Source organism: Nocardia sp. NPDC058519, assembly GCF_042719755.1.
Classification (GTDB): Bacteria; Actinomycetota; Actinomycetes; order Mycobacteriales; family Mycobacteriaceae; genus Nocardia.
The window spans coordinates 12,024-28,833 of the sequence record NZ_JBHXNK010000042.1; the positions used below are offsets into that span (position 1 = coordinate 12,024).

Annotated in this window: 13 protein-coding genes; 6 read left to right on the forward strand and 7 right to left on the reverse strand. The window is 68.4% G+C overall.

Annotated features, from left to right (window positions below):
• Positions 1–16: 16 nt before the first annotated feature.
• Both ACFWPK_RS31345 and ACFWPK_RS31350 read left to right on the forward strand, forming a co-directional pair.
• A complete protein-coding gene (locus ACFWPK_RS31345; RefSeq protein ID WP_378921924.1) occupies positions 17–595 on the forward strand; it encodes a sigma-70 family RNA polymerase sigma factor in 579 nt (192 codons plus the stop codon).
• A complete protein-coding gene (locus tag ACFWPK_RS31350) occupies positions 588–1,706 on the forward strand; it encodes an anti-sigma-D factor RsdA (protein WP_378921925.1) in 1,119 nt (372 codons plus the stop codon). Before ACFWPK_RS31345 ends, ACFWPK_RS31350 begins: the two co-directional genes overlap by 8 nt.
• 182 nt (positions 1,707–1,888) lie before the next feature.
• On the opposite strand, the gene ACFWPK_RS31355 is transcribed toward ACFWPK_RS31350, so the two are convergent.
• Positions 1,889–2,302, reverse strand: a complete 414-nt coding sequence (locus ACFWPK_RS31355; protein WP_022567296.1) for a DUF5319 domain-containing protein — start codon at positions 2,300–2,302, stop codon at positions 1,889–1,891.
• Between the two features lie 223 nt (positions 2,303–2,525).
• Here ACFWPK_RS31355 and guaB point away from each other — a divergent pair, with 223 nt between their 5' ends.
• Positions 2,526–4,070: an IMP dehydrogenase gene (gene guaB / locus ACFWPK_RS31360; RefSeq protein ID WP_378921926.1), complete on the forward strand. Its 1,545-nt coding sequence runs from the start codon at positions 2,526–2,528 to the stop codon at positions 4,068–4,070.
• A 111-nt stretch (positions 4,071–4,181) separates the two neighbouring features.
• Positions 4,182–5,336, forward strand: coding sequence for a GuaB3 family IMP dehydrogenase-related protein (locus tag ACFWPK_RS31365; RefSeq protein WP_378921927.1), 1,155 nt, complete (start codon positions 4,182–4,184; stop codon positions 5,334–5,336).
• A gap of 11 nt (positions 5,337–5,347) precedes the next feature.
• On the opposite strand, the gene ACFWPK_RS31370 is transcribed toward ACFWPK_RS31365, so the two are convergent.
• Complete coding sequence (locus ACFWPK_RS31370; protein WP_378921929.1) at positions 5,348–6,148, reverse strand: alpha/beta fold hydrolase; 801 nt, start codon at positions 6,146–6,148, stop codon at positions 5,348–5,350.
• Positions 6,149–6,279: 131 nt separating this feature from the next.
• On the opposite strand from ACFWPK_RS31370, the gene guaA reads away from it, so the two are divergent.
• A complete protein-coding gene (guaA, locus tag ACFWPK_RS31375) occupies positions 6,280–7,854 on the forward strand; it encodes a glutamine-hydrolyzing GMP synthase (RefSeq protein ID WP_378921931.1) in 1,575 nt (524 codons plus the stop codon).
• 1 nt (position 7,855) lies between these two features.
• Here guaA and ACFWPK_RS31380 read toward each other — a convergent pair whose 3' ends face one another.
• The 5 genes from ACFWPK_RS31380 to ACFWPK_RS31400 form a co-directional block, all read right to left on the reverse strand.
• Entirely contained in the window at positions 7,856–7,996 is a 141-nt protein-coding gene (locus tag ACFWPK_RS31380; RefSeq protein WP_378921933.1) for a hypothetical protein, read from the reverse strand.
• Between the two features lie 86 nt (positions 7,997–8,082).
• Positions 8,083–8,295 (reverse strand): hypothetical protein, encoded by a 213-nt coding sequence (locus ACFWPK_RS31385; protein WP_378921935.1) that lies wholly within the window; start codon positions 8,293–8,295, stop codon positions 8,083–8,085.
• Positions 8,288–9,988 (reverse strand): PspC domain-containing protein, encoded by a 1,701-nt coding sequence (locus ACFWPK_RS31390; RefSeq protein WP_378921937.1) that lies wholly within the window; start codon positions 9,986–9,988, stop codon positions 8,288–8,290. The genes ACFWPK_RS31385 and ACFWPK_RS31390 overlap by 8 nt, the downstream gene beginning before the upstream one ends.
• Positions 9,989–10,053: 65 nt before the next feature.
• A complete protein-coding gene (locus ACFWPK_RS31395) occupies positions 10,054–13,935 on the reverse strand; it encodes a hypothetical protein (RefSeq protein ID WP_378921939.1) in 3,882 nt (1,293 codons plus the stop codon).
• Positions 13,936–14,020: 85 nt separating this feature from the next.
• A complete protein-coding gene (locus ACFWPK_RS31400) occupies positions 14,021–14,650 on the reverse strand; it encodes an MspA family porin (RefSeq protein ID WP_378921941.1) in 630 nt (209 codons plus the stop codon).
• Positions 14,651–15,380: 730 nt separating this feature from the next.
• Here ACFWPK_RS31400 and ACFWPK_RS31405 point away from each other — a divergent pair.
• A complete protein-coding gene (locus ACFWPK_RS31405) occupies positions 15,381–16,721 on the forward strand; it encodes a PspC domain-containing protein (protein ID WP_378921991.1) in 1,341 nt (446 codons plus the stop codon).
• The last annotated feature ends 89 nt before the right edge of the window (positions 16,722–16,810 follow it).

Sequence of the window (16,810 nt, forward strand, 5' to 3'; positions counted from 1 at the left end):
AGGAAAATCTCTGACGATGACGCATATGGGCGAAGAGTTGGACCTCGCCGTCGCTGCGGCTGCGCAGGGCGACAGGACCGCTTTAGCTCGGGTATTGGAACTGGTCCGTCCCTTGGTGGTTCGCTACTGCAGGGCACGGATCGGAGCCGCGGAGCGCGGACAGCTCTCCGCGGACGATGTTGCGCAAGAGGTCTGTATGGCTGTGATGACCGCCCTGCCCCGCTATCAGGACCAGGGTCGGCCCTTCATGGCCTTCGTGTATGGAATCGCTTCGCACAAGGTCGCCGACGCCCATCGCAACGCCGCCCGTAACAAGGCGGAGGCGATGGCCGAAGTACCAGATGTCATATCCACCGACCAGGGACCGGAACAGCGGGCTCTCGACTCGGAGACGAGCAGGCAGATGAACACTCTGCTGGCAACGCTCCCCGAGAAGCATCGAGAAATCCTGATCCTGCGCTTGGTCATGGGTCTGTCAGCAGAGGAAACCGCAGTCGCCGTGGGCAGCACGGCGGGGGCGATACGGGTTGCCCAGCACAGGGCACTCGCGAAACTGAAGTCACAAGTGGCGAGGGCAGGTGAAATGTATGGCTAGGGATGGCGAGCGCGGTCTAGGCGACCGGAGAAGTTGGCAGCGCGGATCGCACGACAGCGGTCCCTACGCCGCCGAGGATGCCGGTGACTCCGGACCGGTCGACATTGCGGCGGTGCGCAGCGATGACGCGCTGATCGACGCGATCTCGAGCGATGGTCCGGTGCGTACCGACAGTCCCGAGGAGTTCCAGCTGGCGTCGCTACTCGCGGATTGGCGGGCCGACCTTCTGGCCGAGCCGATGCCCGCGGGCCCTGATCTGGACACCGTGTTCGCGGCAGTCAATCAGGAGATCGGCGCGCGGCAGGTTCGAGTCGGAGCTTCCTCGCGCGGACGTCTACGGCTGGTCCGCCCGATTTTCGGGGCAGCAGCGGCATTGTCGCTGGTGTTCGGCGGTATCACGGCCTTCGCTTACAGCGCGGCCCCCGGCGATCCGCTGTGGCGGGTCAAGGAGGTCGTGTTCAGCGAGCAGGCGCAGTCCACCGTCGTGCAGTACGCCGACGAGGATCTGCTGGCCGCACAGAACCTGCTCACCTCGGGCAATCCCGAACAGGCGAAGGCCAGGCTGGAACAGGCTTCGGCCAACGCGGGCCAGGTCGACGACAAGGGCAAGCGCGAGGATCTGATCGCGCGCTGGAACCTGCTTCGTGATCAGCTGCTGAAGGTCGCGCCGGAGATCGGCGCGCAGTTGCCGCCGGTCACGTCCGAAGCGGGCAAGCCGACTTCTGCCGTGCAGGTCCCCCCGACGACCAACCCGGGCACCACCGCGCCGGTGGCACCGACAGCTCCCGGCCAGAGCACCACCGATCCGGCCACCCAGCCGCCGGTCATCATGCAGACGCCGGGCCCGGAGACCAAGCCGTTGGTTCCGCCGGTCGAGCAGACGCAGCCGCCGGTGACCACCCAGCCGCCGGTGACCCAACCGCCGGTGACAGTCGATCCGACGACGCCGCCGACGACCATCGTCGAACCACCGCCGGTCGTGACCGTGCCGACGGTGGCCCCGACGGTTGTCCCGACGTCGGCAACGCTGCCCCCGACGGTGCCCCCCACCTTGCAGGTGCCGTCCGCGGCGACGATCGTGCCCGCGCCGCCGATTGTGCCGTCGTCCTGAGCGACGATCTCCGAGCAACGATGAATTGAACCAACGACGAAGGCCCCGAACAGGTTCGGGGCCTTCGTCGTTTTCGGGGTGCGTTTTCGGTACGGGCCCGCGTCATCCCCCACGCACGCGTGACCGGAGCGGGGGAGCGGGGCCTTACGACAGGCTCAGCTGTGCTGAGCCGCCGCCGGAGCTCAGTTGTCGAACCCGTCGAACCCGTCGCCGTGGAACGCCTCGTTCATCGACGCGTCCGCGTAACCGCGGCAGTAGTCCCACGTGACGTAAGCCTCGGGAGTGGGATCGTAGGCGGGCTCGTGCGGACGGACGGTGCCGTCGACGAGTAGCTGCAGCAGGTTTGCCCGCAGCATGTCCCAGTCGTGGTAGTGATCTTGCCGACAATCCTCACAGCTGACGACCAGGCCGCGGATGCCGCGGTGGGCCAGCAGGGCTTCGTATACGGCGAGGTCTGCGAGATCTTCCTCGACCGCTAGGCGCTCATGAGGATCCAACGGCTCACCGGGCTCGATCGCATCGAGCGCGGCAGACGGGTCGGAGGGGTCTCCGGCGAAGGGATCCGGCGGCAGGCCAGGTGGTAGATGGTCACGCACATCCCCACGGTACGCAGTACTTGGTGCATCGCGCCAGCGATGCACCGGGCAAGTTTTGCGGAAGGGCTCACTTCACAGGCGTGTCCGGGCGCCGGATACCATGGAATGCAGGCGTCGGCGACTTTGTTCTTGCCGACCATCCGAAAGCTTTTTTCCGCTCGAGCACCGACGCACTGTGTTCAGTCGCGTCGGTTGCTATGACGACCAGGAGGGGTCGATCCGAATGAGTAATCCCGTGTCGGGCGAACGAATCGCGGTGCGCCCTCCTACGGGGGGCGACGATCCGACCAAGATCGCCATGCTCGGCCTCACGTTCGACGACGTGCTGTTGCTGCCTGCCGCCTCGGATCTCATCCCCAGCTCGGTCGAGACGTCCAGCCGGCTGACCAGGGACATCACCCTGCGTACGCCACTGGTGAGCTCGGCCATGGACACCGTCACCGAGGCGCGCATGGCCATCGCCATGGCGCGTGCGGGCGGTATGGGCGTGCTGCACCGCAACCTATCGGCCGCCGATCAGGCCGCCCAGGTGGAGACGGTGAAGCGGTCGGAGGCGGGCATGGTGACCGATCCGGTCACCTGTCGTCCCACCGATACCCTCGCCGAGGTCGACGCCATGTGCGCCCGCTTCCGCATCTCGGGTCTGCCGGTGGTGGACGAGACCGGTGCGCTGGTCGGCATCATCACCAACCGCGACATGCGTTTCGAGGTCGATCAGGATCGCCGCGTGGACGAGGTGATGACCAAGGCGCCGCTGATCACCGCGCGTGAGGGTGTCACCGCCGAGGCCGCGCTGGGTCTGCTGCGCCGCCACAAGATCGAGAAGCTGCCGATCGTCGACGGCAACGGCCGCCTGCGCGGGCTGATCACGGTCAAGGACTTCGTCAAGACCGATCAGTACCCCAACGCCACCAAGGACCGCGACGGCCGCCTGCTGGTCGGTGCCGCGATCGGTGTCGGTGAGGACTCCTGGTCGCGTGCCATGACGCTGGCCGACGCCGGTGTCGACGTGCTGATCGTCGATACCGCGCACGGCCACCAGTCGCAGGTGCTGCAGATGGTCGCCAAGGTCAAGGCCGAGGTCGGTGACCGGATCCAGATCGTCGGCGGCAATGTCGCCACCCGTGCGGGTGCCGCAGCGCTCGTCGAGGCGGGCGTCGACGCGGTGAAGGTGGGTGTGGGCCCCGGCTCCATCTGCACCACCCGTGTGGTCGCCGGTGTCGGCGCGCCGCAGATCACCGCGATCCTCGAAGCCGTCGCCGCCTGCAAGGCCGCCGGTGTGCCGGTGATCGCCGACGGTGGCGTGCAGTACTCCGGCGACGTCGCCAAGGCCATCGCCGCCGGCGCGTCCACCGTGATGCTCGGCTCGCTGCTCGCGGGCACGGCCGAGTCGCCCGGTGAGCTGATCCTGGTGAACGGCAAGCAGTTCAAGAGCTACCGCGGCATGGGCTCCCTCGGCGCCATGCAGGGCCGCGGCCAGGCCAAGTCGTACTCCAAGGACCGCTACTTCCAGGACGACGTGCTCGCCGAGGACAAGCTCGTCCCCGAGGGCATCGAAGGCCGCGTCCCGTTCCGTGGCCCGGTCAACCAGGTGATCCACCAGCTCGTCGGCGGCCTGCGCGCCGCGATGGGCTACACCGGTTCGCAGAACATCGAGCACCTCCAGGGCGCGCAGTTCGTGCAGATCACCGCGGCGGGTCTCAAGGAGAGCCACCCGCACGACATCACGATGACCGTCGAGGCCCCGAACTACTCCGGGCGCGGCTGAGTACAATAGATGCGTTTGTGCGCCGGGAGGTACGCTCCCGGCGCACAGCCATGCAGTCCGTCAGGTCTGCGAAAACGCGCGCACACGCGCGCCCGAACACAGGGAGCAACTGTGCGTGACATGGTCGAAATCGGTATGGGCAGGGTCGCCCGTCGGACCTATGAGCTCGACGACGTCGATATCGTGCCCTCGCGGCGGACGCGGTCGTCGAAGCTGGTCTCGTTGGCCTGGCAGCTCGACGCCTACCGTTTCGAGATCCCGGTGCTCGCGCACCCCACCGACGCGCTGGTCTCGCCCGAGTTCGCGATCGAGCTGGGCCGCCAGGGTGGCCTCGGTGTGATCAACGGCGAGGGCCTCTGGGCGCGCCACGCCGACGTGCAGGCGAAGATCGACCAGCTGCTGGATCTGGTCGACAAGGGGGGTTACGAAAAGGCCATCTCGCTGCTGCAGGAACTGCACGCCGCGCCGATGCAGCCCGATCTGCTGGCCGCCGCCGTCGCGCAGGTCCGTGCGGCCGGGGTGACCACCTCGGTGCGCGTGAGCCCGCAGAACGCCCGCGCGCTGACCCCCGCGCTGCTCCAGGCAGGCGTCGACCTGCTGGTCGTGCAGGGCACCATCATCTCCGCCGAGCACGTCGGTGGCGATGAGCCGCTCAACCTCAAGACCTTCATCGCCGAGCTGGATGTGCCGGTCGTGGCCGGTGGCGTGAGCGATCACCGCACCGCCCTGCACCTGATGCGCACCGGTGCGGCGGGCGTGATCGTCGGCTACGGCTCGTTCCCCGGCGCCACCACCACCGGCGAGGTGCTCGGCATCGGTGTCCCGATGGCGACCGCGATCGCCGATGCGGCCGCGGCCCGTCGCGATTACCTCGACGAGACCGGCGGCCGCTACGTGCACGTCATCGCCGATGGTGACGTGGCCACCTCGGGTCAGCTGGCCAAGGCCATCGCCTGCGGTGCCGACGCCGTGATGCTCGGTGTGCCGCTGTCGGCTTCGGCCGAGGCGCCCGGTCGCGGCTGGTACTGGCCCTCGGCCACCGCGCACCCCTCGGTGCCGCGCGGTTCGTTCCTGCCGGTCGACGAGGCCTGGATCGACGGTCCCGACGGCGCGGTGACCCGCCCGAGCCTCGAGCGCGTGCTCTACGGCCCCTCCGACGACCCGTTCGGCTCGCTGAACCTGGTCGGTGGCCTGCGCCGGTCGATGGCCAAGGCAGGCTACTCCGACCTCAAGGAATTCCAGAAGGTCGGGCTCAGCGTCCGCTGAAGCGCCTGGCGCTAGCGAACGTGGGTCAGTGAGACCCGATCCTTCAGGAACCGGGAGATCGCGGTATTGACCGGTTCCGGGTGGGTCATCGTGACGGCAAGGCGGGCGCCATCGATCTCCACGAAGGTGGAGGCGGTGAGCCCGTCGGCCAGCGTGCGGGCCCGATCGCCCGCGATGCCGCTCTGTGTGGCGTGGATGATCAGTGCCGGGCAGGTGATCTCGCGCAGCCGGTCGAGTACCGAATCGCGCCCGAGCAGGCAGCCGACGGCGGCGTCGAGCCCGCTGTGGGCGTCGCCGACCCAGCGGCGGGTCCAGATGTCGCGGTACCAGGTGTCGTCGCCGATGAGCCAGTCGGCCAGGCGGCCCGCGGCTTCCTCGCGGGAGCTGCGGTCGTGCCACTCGTCGAGGAACCGCTGGGTGGCGGTGGACTGTTCCAGCGTCGGCCCGTGCGCCTCGGTGCTGATCAAGATCAGCGCGGCGACCCGTTCCGGTGCGACCAGCGCGGTCCGCAATGCTGTGAAGCCCCCTTGCGCTGTTCCGCCGACGATCGCGCGTTCGGCGCCGATCGAGTCGAGCACGGTCAGCGCGTCACGCGCCGCGGTCCAGTAGGTGAAGGGCAATCGCTGGTCTTTGGTGCGGCCGTGACCGCGCGCGTCCCAGGCGACGATCCGGAATTCGGGAGCGAGTGCGGCCTGCTGCGAGGCGAACATCGTGCGATCCATGAAGAATTCGTGGGCGAGCAACACCACCGGACCCGTGCCACCGCTGTCCTCGTAGTAGATGTCGGCATCGATCGCGCGGGCGAATGGCACGAGCACGAGGATAGCCAGAGCCACCGCGCCACGCCCAATATTGGGGGTGCGTCGTGCCCAGTCACTACCGCGCGTCCGGCTCCGGCGATGCCCGATGCTTGCTCGTCGTACCCCGTCACTAAACTGTGGCGGTGGCAGATACTCAGAGACCGGTCCTCGTCGTCGACTTCGGCGCGCAGTACGCCCAGCTGATCGCCCGACGGGTGCGTGAGGCGCGGGTGTTCTCCGAGGTGATTCCCCACACGATGACAGTGGAAGAGATCGCCGACAAGCAGCCGCTTGCCGTGATCCTGTCCGGTGGTCCGTCGAGCGTGTATGCCGAGGGCGCACCGCAACTCGACGCGCGGCTGTTCGATCTCGGCGTGCCCGTGTTCGGCATCTGCTACGGCTTCCAGGCGATGGCGCAGGCGCTCGGCGGCACGGTGTCGCACACCGGCACCCGCGAATACGGCCGCACCGAACTGAACATCGACGGCGGTGTGCTGCACGGCGGCCTGCCGACCATCCAGCCGGTGTGGATGTCGCACGGTGACGCGGTGACCGATGCCCCCGAGGGCTTCGAGGTCACCGGCACCACCGCGGGCGCCCCCGTCGCCGCGTTCGAGGATCGCGCGCGTCGGCTGGCAGGCGTCCAGTACCACCCCGAGGTGCTGCACTCCCCGCACGGCCAGCAGGTGCTCAGCCGCTTCCTGCACGACCTGGCGGGCATCCCCGCGCAGTGGACCCCGGCCAATATCGCCGAGTCGCTGATCGAGAGCGTGCGCGAGCAGATCGGTGACGGCCACGCCATCTGTGGTCTGTCCGGTGGTGTCGACTCCGCCGTCGCCGCCGCGCTGGTGCAGCGCGCGATCGGTGACCGGCTCACCTGTGTGTTCGTCGACCACGGTCTGCTGCGGGCCGGTGAACGCGAGCAGGTCCAGCAGGACTTCGTCGCCGCGACCGGCGCCAAGCTGGTGACCGTCGACGCGGTGGACAAGTTCCTCGGTGAGCTGAAGGGCGTCTCCGATCCCGAGGAGAAGCGCAAGATCATCGGGCGCGAGTTCATCCGCTCCTTCGAGGACGCGGTCGCCGGCATCGTCACCGAAGAGGGTGCGGCCGCGGGCAGCGCCCCGAAGGTCGAATACCTGGTCCAGGGCACCCTGTACCCGGACGTCGTCGAATCCGGCGGCGGCACGGGGACCGCGAACATCAAGAGTCACCACAATGTCGGTGGCCTGCCCGACGACCTCGAGTTCGACCTGGTCGAGCCGCTGCGCCTGCTGTTCAAGGACGAGGTCCGCGCGGTCGGCCGCGAGCTGGGCCTGCCCGAGGAAATCGTTGCGCGCCAGCCGTTCCCCGGTCCGGGTCTCGCGATCCGCATCGTCGGTGAGGTGACCGCCGACCGGCTCGAGCTGCTCCGCCAGGCCGACGCCATCGCCCGCGAGGAGCTCACCGCCGCCGGTCTGGACAAGCAGATCTGGCAGTGCCCGGTCGTGTTGCTCGCCGACGTGCGCTCGGTCGGTGTGCAGGGCGACGGCCGCACCTACGGTCACCCGATCGTGCTGCGTCCGGTGTCGAGCGAGGACGCGATGACCGCGGACTGGACCCGGCTGCCCTACGACGTGCTGGAGCGGATCTCCACGCGCATCACCAACGAGGTGGCCGAGGTCAACCGCGTGGTCCTCGACGTGACGAGCAAGCCGCCGGGCACCATCGAGTGGGAGTGATTCACTGAGCCGGCCGTGGCGGTAGCGCCGCCTGGGTGAACAGCAGTCTGCCCAGGAGGAAGCCGCCGCTGTGCGGCCGGTGGGTGGCAGGCGGCAGGACCTTCGCCAGTGGGGTTTCCGGTTGCCTATCGGATTTGTCCATTGCCCTTGTCTTTCAACTGGTCCCGTACACAGCAATGGCCCGTCACGATGACGGGCCATTGCTGGTTTCCGGGGGTTGTCCTTCGGTCAGTGGTGTTTGCGGCTCGGGGTCAGCGTGAGCAGCAGGCCGATGACGATGGCCGCGATCACCACGCCCCAGCCGATGGGCAGGATCCCGCCGCCGTCGGGGGTCGGCCCGCCGAGCAGTGCCCAGACGCTCACCGCGAGTGCGATCAGGCCGATGGTCAGCAGGGGGAACGCCGGTCGGCGCCGGGTCTCGACGCTGTTGCGCTCAGCCACGGGTCACCTCCACATCGCCGAGGTGCATCTTGATCTTCAGGTCGAGAACGGGCGCACCGGGGGTGTCCGGTCCGCTGCGCCCTTCCGTGCAGGTCGAATCGGCTACTCGGATGGCACATGTCGTGTTCACTGTCATCCCTTCGGGCAGGTGCACTTTCGCGTCACCGATGTTCACCGCGACTTCGACGCTGCGGGACTCGGTGAGGGTCAGGCCACGCAGATCCAGCGTGCCCGAACCGATGTCGAGGGCGTAGCGCGGCTGCAGTTCGGTCACCGAGGTCGGTGCCCAGACGCGGTCGCCGACGGCGCCGTTGTTCTCGAAGTCGATCGGCCCGATCAGCGAGGCGAGCACCACGAATCCGGCCAGCGGGGCGGTGAGTACCAGCAGTCCGTACCCGCGCCGCAGGAACGCGCCCGCGACGAGGCCGAGTCCGACCACGGCGAGTGCGAAGGCGGCGATTCGCGCGGGGGTCATCCATTCGACGCCCGATGCCGCTGCGGCGCCCGCCAGCGCCGCGGCGAGGATCGCCAGGCCGATGGTGACCGGGGTCAGCCGGGAACGTGGACGTTTCGGTGCGGGCAGTGGTGCTACGGGCGCGTAGCGGGGCGCCGCTTCCGGGAGCTCCCAGGCCAGCGGTGCGACGGCGAGCGGGTCCCAGCCGTTGGGCACCTGCGCGTTGATGCGAGGGGGTTCCGGTGCGGGAGAGATGGTTCCGGGGAGATTCTTGTACAGAACCGCGGTGGTGCCGGTCTCCTCGGCTTCAGGGGATTTCGGGCTGTCCGCACGCTTGCCGAGATCGATGGGCGCGGCCGAATCATCCACCGGACGAATCGGATCCGCGGTCGACTCGCTCGGGCTCGCCTCGGCTTTCGGTGCGTCCGAAGCCGGCGTGTCCGCCCCGTCGGAGACTTCGCGTGCCGAGTCGGGCTCGCTGGATTCGGCCGGTGTCACCGTGATCCGAGCGGTGTCGACCGAATCCGAAGTGGTGTCGGCTGTTTCGGCGATGTCCTTGTGCAGCACGACTGTCTCGGCGGCGTCGACCCGCAACAGCGGGGTGGATTCGGCGGTGGCCGTACGGGTTTCCGCATGGGCGGGCGCCGGATCGGGGACGTAGGCGTCGGGGAGTTTGGTGTAGGGCGTGTACATCCCCGTCGCCGGCATCTCCGGGTTGAACGGATAGCCGCGCACCGGGGCACCGGTCGGGTAGCCCGCACCCGGATAGCCCGTCGTGCCGAGCGGCGCGCGGTAGGCGTCGAAACCCGCAGGCAGCTCGGGATGACGCAGGTACAGCATCCACCAGCCGGCGAGCATCAGCCCAAGACTGACGACCCCGCCCCCGCCCATCCCCAGCCCGATCGGCCCCATGGCCGACACGGCGATAGCCAGCGCGACGATCAGCACGATGGTCTTGGTCTGCGAATGCGACCCCCGATTGTGCGACGACAAGGCCTGCGCCGCCGACACCTCGTTCCCCGCCGACCCCAGCACCAGCCAGGCCAGCAGGTACAGCATGATGCCGGCCCCACCGAAGATCGTCGACACCACGAAGGCCACCCGCACGAGCACGGGATCCACCCCGTACCGCAACCCGAACCCCGCCGCGACACCGGCGATCGGCCCCTGCCGAGGCAGCCGGACGGGCCGCGTCTGCCACATCTGGTGAACCTGGTCGGCGAAGCTCGTTCTGCTCATGCCATCCATGGTGTGCCGAGCCACCCCTTTCGCACATCGGGGGTAACCCTGAGAATTTCCCGGGTTCAGGGGCAGGGGGAGCGGTAGGGGACGTTCGCGACGTAGCTGCGCCAGACCGCTTCGGTGAGTTCGCCGGTGGCCGCGCAGATTCGTGCGGCCACAGCCTCCGCGTCGAGGTCCCACACCTCGAGCAGACCGGTTTCGGCGATGATCACGAGTTGTTCGCCGCGTGGGTGCATGGTCGCCCACCGATACTGTCCATCGATGAGACCGATCGGGCCGCTGTGTTTGCGTGGTGCGTGTGGATCGTCGAGGTTCCACAGGTCGGTCGTGCCGTCGTCGCTCGATATCGCCAGCTTCGAGCTGTCGGCTGCGGCGGACACCTGGCTGAATTGACTCCCCTCGGTGGGAGTGTCGGTGGTCAGCGGCGTGAACGTGTCGGGGGCGTCGACATCCGAGAGCCCGAACTTGCCGGACTCGAGGACAGCGATGGTCCGATTGTCAGGCAGGAACTGCGACGGCTGATAGAACTGGCGCAGGTCGGTTTCGTTCTCGGTGACCAAGCGGGGGTGCATCGGATCGTCCAGATTCCAGATTTGGCGAATGGCGTCCTGTCGTGGGCTGCTTTCGTTGCCGGCGAAGACAACCGGGTCGACGAGTATTACTTCGACGCGGGTTCCGTCGGGGCTGGAGTCGCTGAAGAAGACCGTTCCGGCCGTTGCGGTGATCGGTGGGCCGAGGGGCGCCGGTGCGGCCCGGTCGCTGACGTCCCACATCTGTACCGAGTTCTCGAAGGTCAGCAGCATCCGATCGCCCTTCACCGTTGATCGGTCGGCGCCCTCGGTCGGCCAGTCGGGCAGTGGTCGCGGGTGGCGCGGGTCGTCGAGGTCGAAGACGATTCGCCGACCGCCGTCCGAGTCGTGCATGGATAGGGTGCGCCCGTCCGGACTCAGCGTGACATTCGACTGCTCTGGCGACCCAGGGATGGTGGACAACCGGACAGGGCGACGCGCGTCGGTGGTGTCCCAGACCGTCACGTCGTCGGCCCAGGACCGCATTGCCATCCGATCGCCGGTTCGGTCGAACACCGGAGTAGGGGGTGTTCCGGGAATCTTGTCGATCGCCGAGGGCGGCAGCGTCCACGTTTTCAGCATCCCGTCGTTTCCGGCTCCGAGGAGTATCGGTTCGCCCGGGAGGAAAACCATCGACCTCGGTCCGCCGCTACAGGCGGAGGCTGGTGCCAGCGGACAGGCGACGGGACGCACCGAGAGGTCGGGCCCGACCTGAACGGGCTGCGTCGGGTCCGCGATGTTCCACAGCCGCCCGTGCTTGTCGGAGCCGGCGGCGAGCAGGTTCCCGTCCTCGTGGAACACGATCGAGCCCAGCACATCGTTGTCGACTCGGATCGGTGCGCCGTAGGTGCGTGGGTGATGTGGGTCGGTGATTTCCCATAACTCGACTCGGCTCGACGATGCGGTGTTGCGGCTCTTCGATCCGTAGGTCCCCACGGCCAGGCGGGTGCCGTCCGGACTGAGGGCAAAGTCTTGGAGATGGTCGCCGCTCACCGTGGAGATCGGTGGCGCGGCGGGGCGCGCGGTCGCGGGCCCGCGGATATCCCACAGCTGCACGGTGTCAGCAATCGCGGCGTCGACCGTGATGGCGCCGACGGCGAGGACAGTGCTGTCCGGGCTGAATACGGCCCTGACGATGAGCACAGGGGCATCGGGGGCGTGAATGTCGCCACCGTGCAGCGATCGCGTGACCGTGCGCGATGGGCGTGACCGATCACGGATGTCCCAGAGGGCAAGCGTCGACGGAGCGACCACGGCGAGCCGCGTTCCACTCGGATCGACAGCGATCGCGTCGACCCGGTCGATGGTCTCGAGCGTGTGGATCAGTCGGGGGGACTCGGGGCGAGCGAGATCCCACAGCTGGATACCGGCGGGTCCTATGGTGACCGCATCGGTGCTGCCCGGGATGAAGACGAGTTCGTCGAGCTTCGTCCCGAACTCGGTGACGAGGCGTTGCGGCCGGGTGGGATCGTGAATGTTCCAGAAGGCTGTGTCGCGGTCGTAGTCGATCGAGACGAGTAGTTTGTCGGCCGGCCGGACGGCCAACTTTTTCACGCCACGCTCGTGAGCGGGTACAGCGGCGACAAGCGGCGAGTCTTGGCTGTTCAACAGCTGGGTACGGGTCGATACGTCGGGACGAATTCGATAGGCGGCCAGCAGAAACTGTGTCGATAACGACGGGTCGCTGACTCTGGTTCGTTGGGAGGCGGCCACCAGTTCGGCGTAGTCGCGGTCCAGCGCGCGCTGATCGGCGAGCCTGCTGCGGTCAATGGCGATCACACCGGTGGCAAGCAGCGCGAGCACCACCACGATCGCCCCGATCCGACGGCGCCCACCGATCCGGACGGCCCGCCGTGAGGCCGCTAGAAAGGCACGCACCCGCGGACTGATCGGGGCACCTCCGGTGTGCTCGCTCGCGCTGTCGAGCCGGGTGCCGCGATACAGCAGCGCCGAATCATGGCCCGCTGCTTCCCATTCGGCCGCATCGTGCTCGAGCCGCTGCCGGACCAGGTGCCCGACCCGGTCGGTGTCGATCCAGCCGCGCAGCCGGGGCCATGCGGTCAGCACGATTTCGTGGGAGAACTGCACCGAGCCCGCGTCGAGGGCGATCAGCCTGCTGGCCGCGAGCACTTCCAGTGCTTCCGCCGTGGCGTCGGGATCACCGCTGCGGCCCAGCAATTCGGCGCGGTCGACGGTTCGTCTGGTGTCGCGCGCGTCCTGCCCGACCGTGACAAGCGAGCCGAGCAACTCCTGCGCGGCGTTCTGCTGCGCCGTAGTGAGCTCGCTCCAGGCCAGTTCGGCGGTCTCGGCGACCGACCCGGCCACCCCGCCGGTCTTGCGGTAACCGGCGACGGTGAGTTTGCGGCCTTCGCGTTGCTGCCAGGTCGCGGCCATCACGTGTGACAGCAGCGGCAGCGCGCCGGGGTCGTAGCCATCGGTGCTGAGGTGCCCGCCGAGCCCGCGCAGTTCGGTGAGTACCAGCTCTTCCAGACCTGGTTCGAGGGTGAGTCCGGCGGCGGCCGCTGGTCCGGTGATCGCGTGCGACACCTCGTCCATGGACATCGCGCCGAGGAGATAGTTGTTGCGCTGCAAGCCGTTCCGCAATACCGGATAGTGCAGGCATTGTTCGTAGAAATCGGCACGCAGCGCCAGCACGACCGTCAGTGAATCGGGTAGGGCGGCCAGCGCCGCCAGGAATGCCACCCGTTCGGCCTCGTCCTGGCACAGGGTGAACAGTTCCTCGAACTGGTCGACGATCAGGACCCGCAGGTCGTCGGTCAGCGTCGCGGCGAGTCCGGCGGTCGGCGTCGCGCCCGGTGTCATGGTGGCGGCGGGCAGGTCGATCGCCGGTCGCAGGCCCGCCGCCAGCAGCGAGGACTTGCCCGCGCCCGACGCGCCGATCAGTACGACGATGCCGGTGGTGGCGCGGACCAGTTCGACGAATTCGGCGGTGGCCTGCTCGCGTCCGAAGAACATGGTGTGCTCCTCGGGTAGATAGGCGCGCAGGCCGGGGTAGGGGCAGGTCTCGCCGTCGCCCGCGGCCGCGGTCCAGGTGACCGACTCCTGCCACAGCCGTCGCCATTCGTGCGGGTCGGCCAGTGTGCGCGGAAGATCGCGCTGGGACTTCTCGGTCATCTCGACGAGCGTGAGAACCACCGGCAGCAGCGATTCGAAGCGAGCGGGCACATTGCGCCCGGCCTTCCAATCACTGATCCGCTGCGGTGACGGTGTGCCCGCCTGGGCGCCGCGCATCCGCCGTTCGGTGGCCGTGGCGACCCGGCGCAAGGTCGGGTTGCCCGCTGCGGCATAGAGTTCGGCGAACCGCTGGGCGAAATGCGCTCGCGGCGAAGAACTCTGCGTATCACTGGTGGTCAATGAACCCCCCGTTCGATGAAAACGACCGAGGGTCATGGTATTCGGCTCGACCGGGACCCGGCGAGTTGCCGGGTCCCGGGTCGGCTCACAGGAACATGGTGTCGCCGAAGATCGAGTTGGTGGCGCTCACCTGTCCGGTGCTCGCGGTGACCGTCGCCCACGAATAGACATTGAGCGGCCCACCGCAGTTGCCCACCATCAGATGGAAGTCACGGTTCACCAGATAGGTGGTGCCCGCACCGAGGGCCATCGATCCCACATCGATCTTCTTGATCTCGCCCGGCGCGAGCGACAGGCTCAGATCGATACCGGCCGAGATCGACGGACCGATGTCGGCGGACGCGTCGGGACCGGACGAGCCGAATCCGACGGTTGCCCCCGCGTCCACCGAGATGCCGCCGTCGAGCCCGACCGACAGGGTCAGGTCCACCGCGCAGGCGACGAGATAGCCGGAGGTGATCTCACCGGTCGCGCCGAGCGGTGCGGTGACGTAGGCGGTGTTGTCGAGAAACACCTCGCGATTGCTCGGCATCGCGTTGAGCGGGGGGACCAGCCGGTAGGACTCCTCGGTATGGCCGAGGGTGAGTTCGAAGCCGGCGGGTCCGTGATAGGTCTTCTCGTGCGGTGCCATCGGCGTCGCCGAAGCGATCGGTGTCATCCCGATGGTGCTCAGTCCGATAGTGGCGGCACCCAGCACGGTGGTGATGATGTTCACTCAGTTCCTCCCCTGAAGCGGCGGCCGCAATTCCGGCCTGCCATCAACGTAGGAAAGCCTCTGCGGCCGGGCTTTCGGAGCGACCTTGCATCGGCTTAAAGGGCCTGTTGAGGACCCTTTCGCCAGGTTTCCGGTCCGGCGTCCGGCATCGCCGTTCCCGTCTGTCACCGGATCCGACATACACCCAGGTAGAGCATTGTTTTTGTCCGGACCGGACAGGTCCCTGCCCAGGTCAGCGTCGGATCGCCGACATCGGGGACGAGATCAGGGACTTTCCTGATGTCGGCACCCCGTCCCGCGTGCCACTATCGAGAGCATGGATCCGTCTGTTCCCGCTCGCGACGCCACCCAGGGGTACCCCCACGGGTACGGCAGTGTCCCAGGGAACAACGCCAATCGAGATCCGGTCGGCCCGAGCGCCGCCCCCGCCTACCGGCCTGTGGCCGGCGCGGGCGGCAACGGAGCGGCGGCAGGTCGTGCGCCGATGGGTGCGCAAGGGTTTCGACCGGGTGATCCCGCAGGGCCCGCCGAGGGGCCGGGGGCCGCGGCGAATCCGCGGTTCGGTGGGCATCGGCTGCGCGGTCCGCATCGTTTCGTAGAGCGCGCGTTCGGGGGTGAGCCGGTGGTTTATGGGCCGCCGCAGCAATACGTCCCGCCGCCGCAGTACCGGACCGCGCCGGGTTACACCCAGTATCCGCAGGGCTATGGCGTGCCTCGCGGCTATCGGCCCATGCTGCCCGTTCCCTGTCCTGAGCCGATGGGCGCGCCGGTGCCAGAGACCCCGCGTCTGGTCCGCCGCAGCGGTGGACGGGTGGTCGGGGGTGTCGCGGGTGGTCTGGCCGACCATCTCGGTGTCGATGTGATCAAGGTGCGGCTGGCGTTCGTGCTGCTGTCCGCGCTGGTCGGTGCGGGGCTGGTGGCGTACGGGCTGCTGTGGATCTTCACTCCTAGTGGCGCGGACGCCGTGAAACCGACCGGTGACGAGCGCAGGCAGGCGATCGGACTCGCCCTGCTCGGGCTCGGGCTCGCGGTGACGGTGGGGTGGCTGTTCCAGGGGACCGCGGCGAAGGTGATCGCGCCGATCGTGGTGGTGGCGGTCGGCGCCGCGCTGGTGTGGCGCGAATACGATGTCGCCGCGCCGGGGCCGCGGGCCCTGTTCGGGCTGCCCGCGAGACCCTCGGTGGTCACCTGGTCGCGCATCGTGGCCGGGGCGACGCTGATCGTGGTCGGCCTCGGTGTGGTGGTGCTGGCCAGGATCGATCTCAGTTCGCTCGGGTCGGCGCTGATCGCGGTGGCGGTCACCCTGGTCGGCGCGGGTCTGCTCACGGTGCCGCTGTGGTTGCGCATGGTCCGCGCGCTCAATGCCGAGCGCGGCGCCCGCATCCGCAATGAGGAACGCGAGGAAATCGCCTCCCACCTGCACGATTCGGTGCTGCAAACGCTCGCGCTGATCCAGCGTCAGGCCGAAGACCCCCAGGAGGTGCTTCGCCTGGCCCGCAGCCAGGAGCGCGAACTGCGTAAGTGGCTCTTCGACGACACCGCACCCGCCCAGTCCAGCCTGGCCACCGCGCTGCGCACCATCGCGGGCGAGGTGGAGGACCAGCACGGCGTGAAGGTCACCCCGGTCACCGTCGGCGATGTCGCGATGGACCCCGGCGACACCGGCGCCGGCCTGCCCAAGGAACATTTCACCGCCCTGCTCGGCGCCACCCGTGAGGCACTTGTCAACGCCGCCAAACACGCCGACGTCCCCGAGATCGACCTGTTCGCCGAGACCGAACCCCACCAGGTGAGCATCTTCGTGCGCGACCGCGGCGCCGGTTTCGACGTGTCGGCGGTGCCCGCCGACCGGCGCGGGGTGGCCAAGTCCATCTGCGCCAGGATCGAACGACGCGGCGGCACCGCCGAGATCGACTCGACCCTCGGGCGCGGCACCGAGGTGCGGATCGTCATGCCGCGCACCGACTCCGGGACCTCCGAGCCGGACGAGGTCGCGGGCGACGACGCGCCTGCCACCGCACCGCGCCCCGATGACCACGAGTCGGCGCGGGACCTTCCCACCGATCGCTGAGCGCGCGATCGCACCGAACCGGAGTCGATTTCGGCGCTCGGACACCGCGGTGTGGTACCGATGACAGCAGGTCGATCGAGACGGTTCGA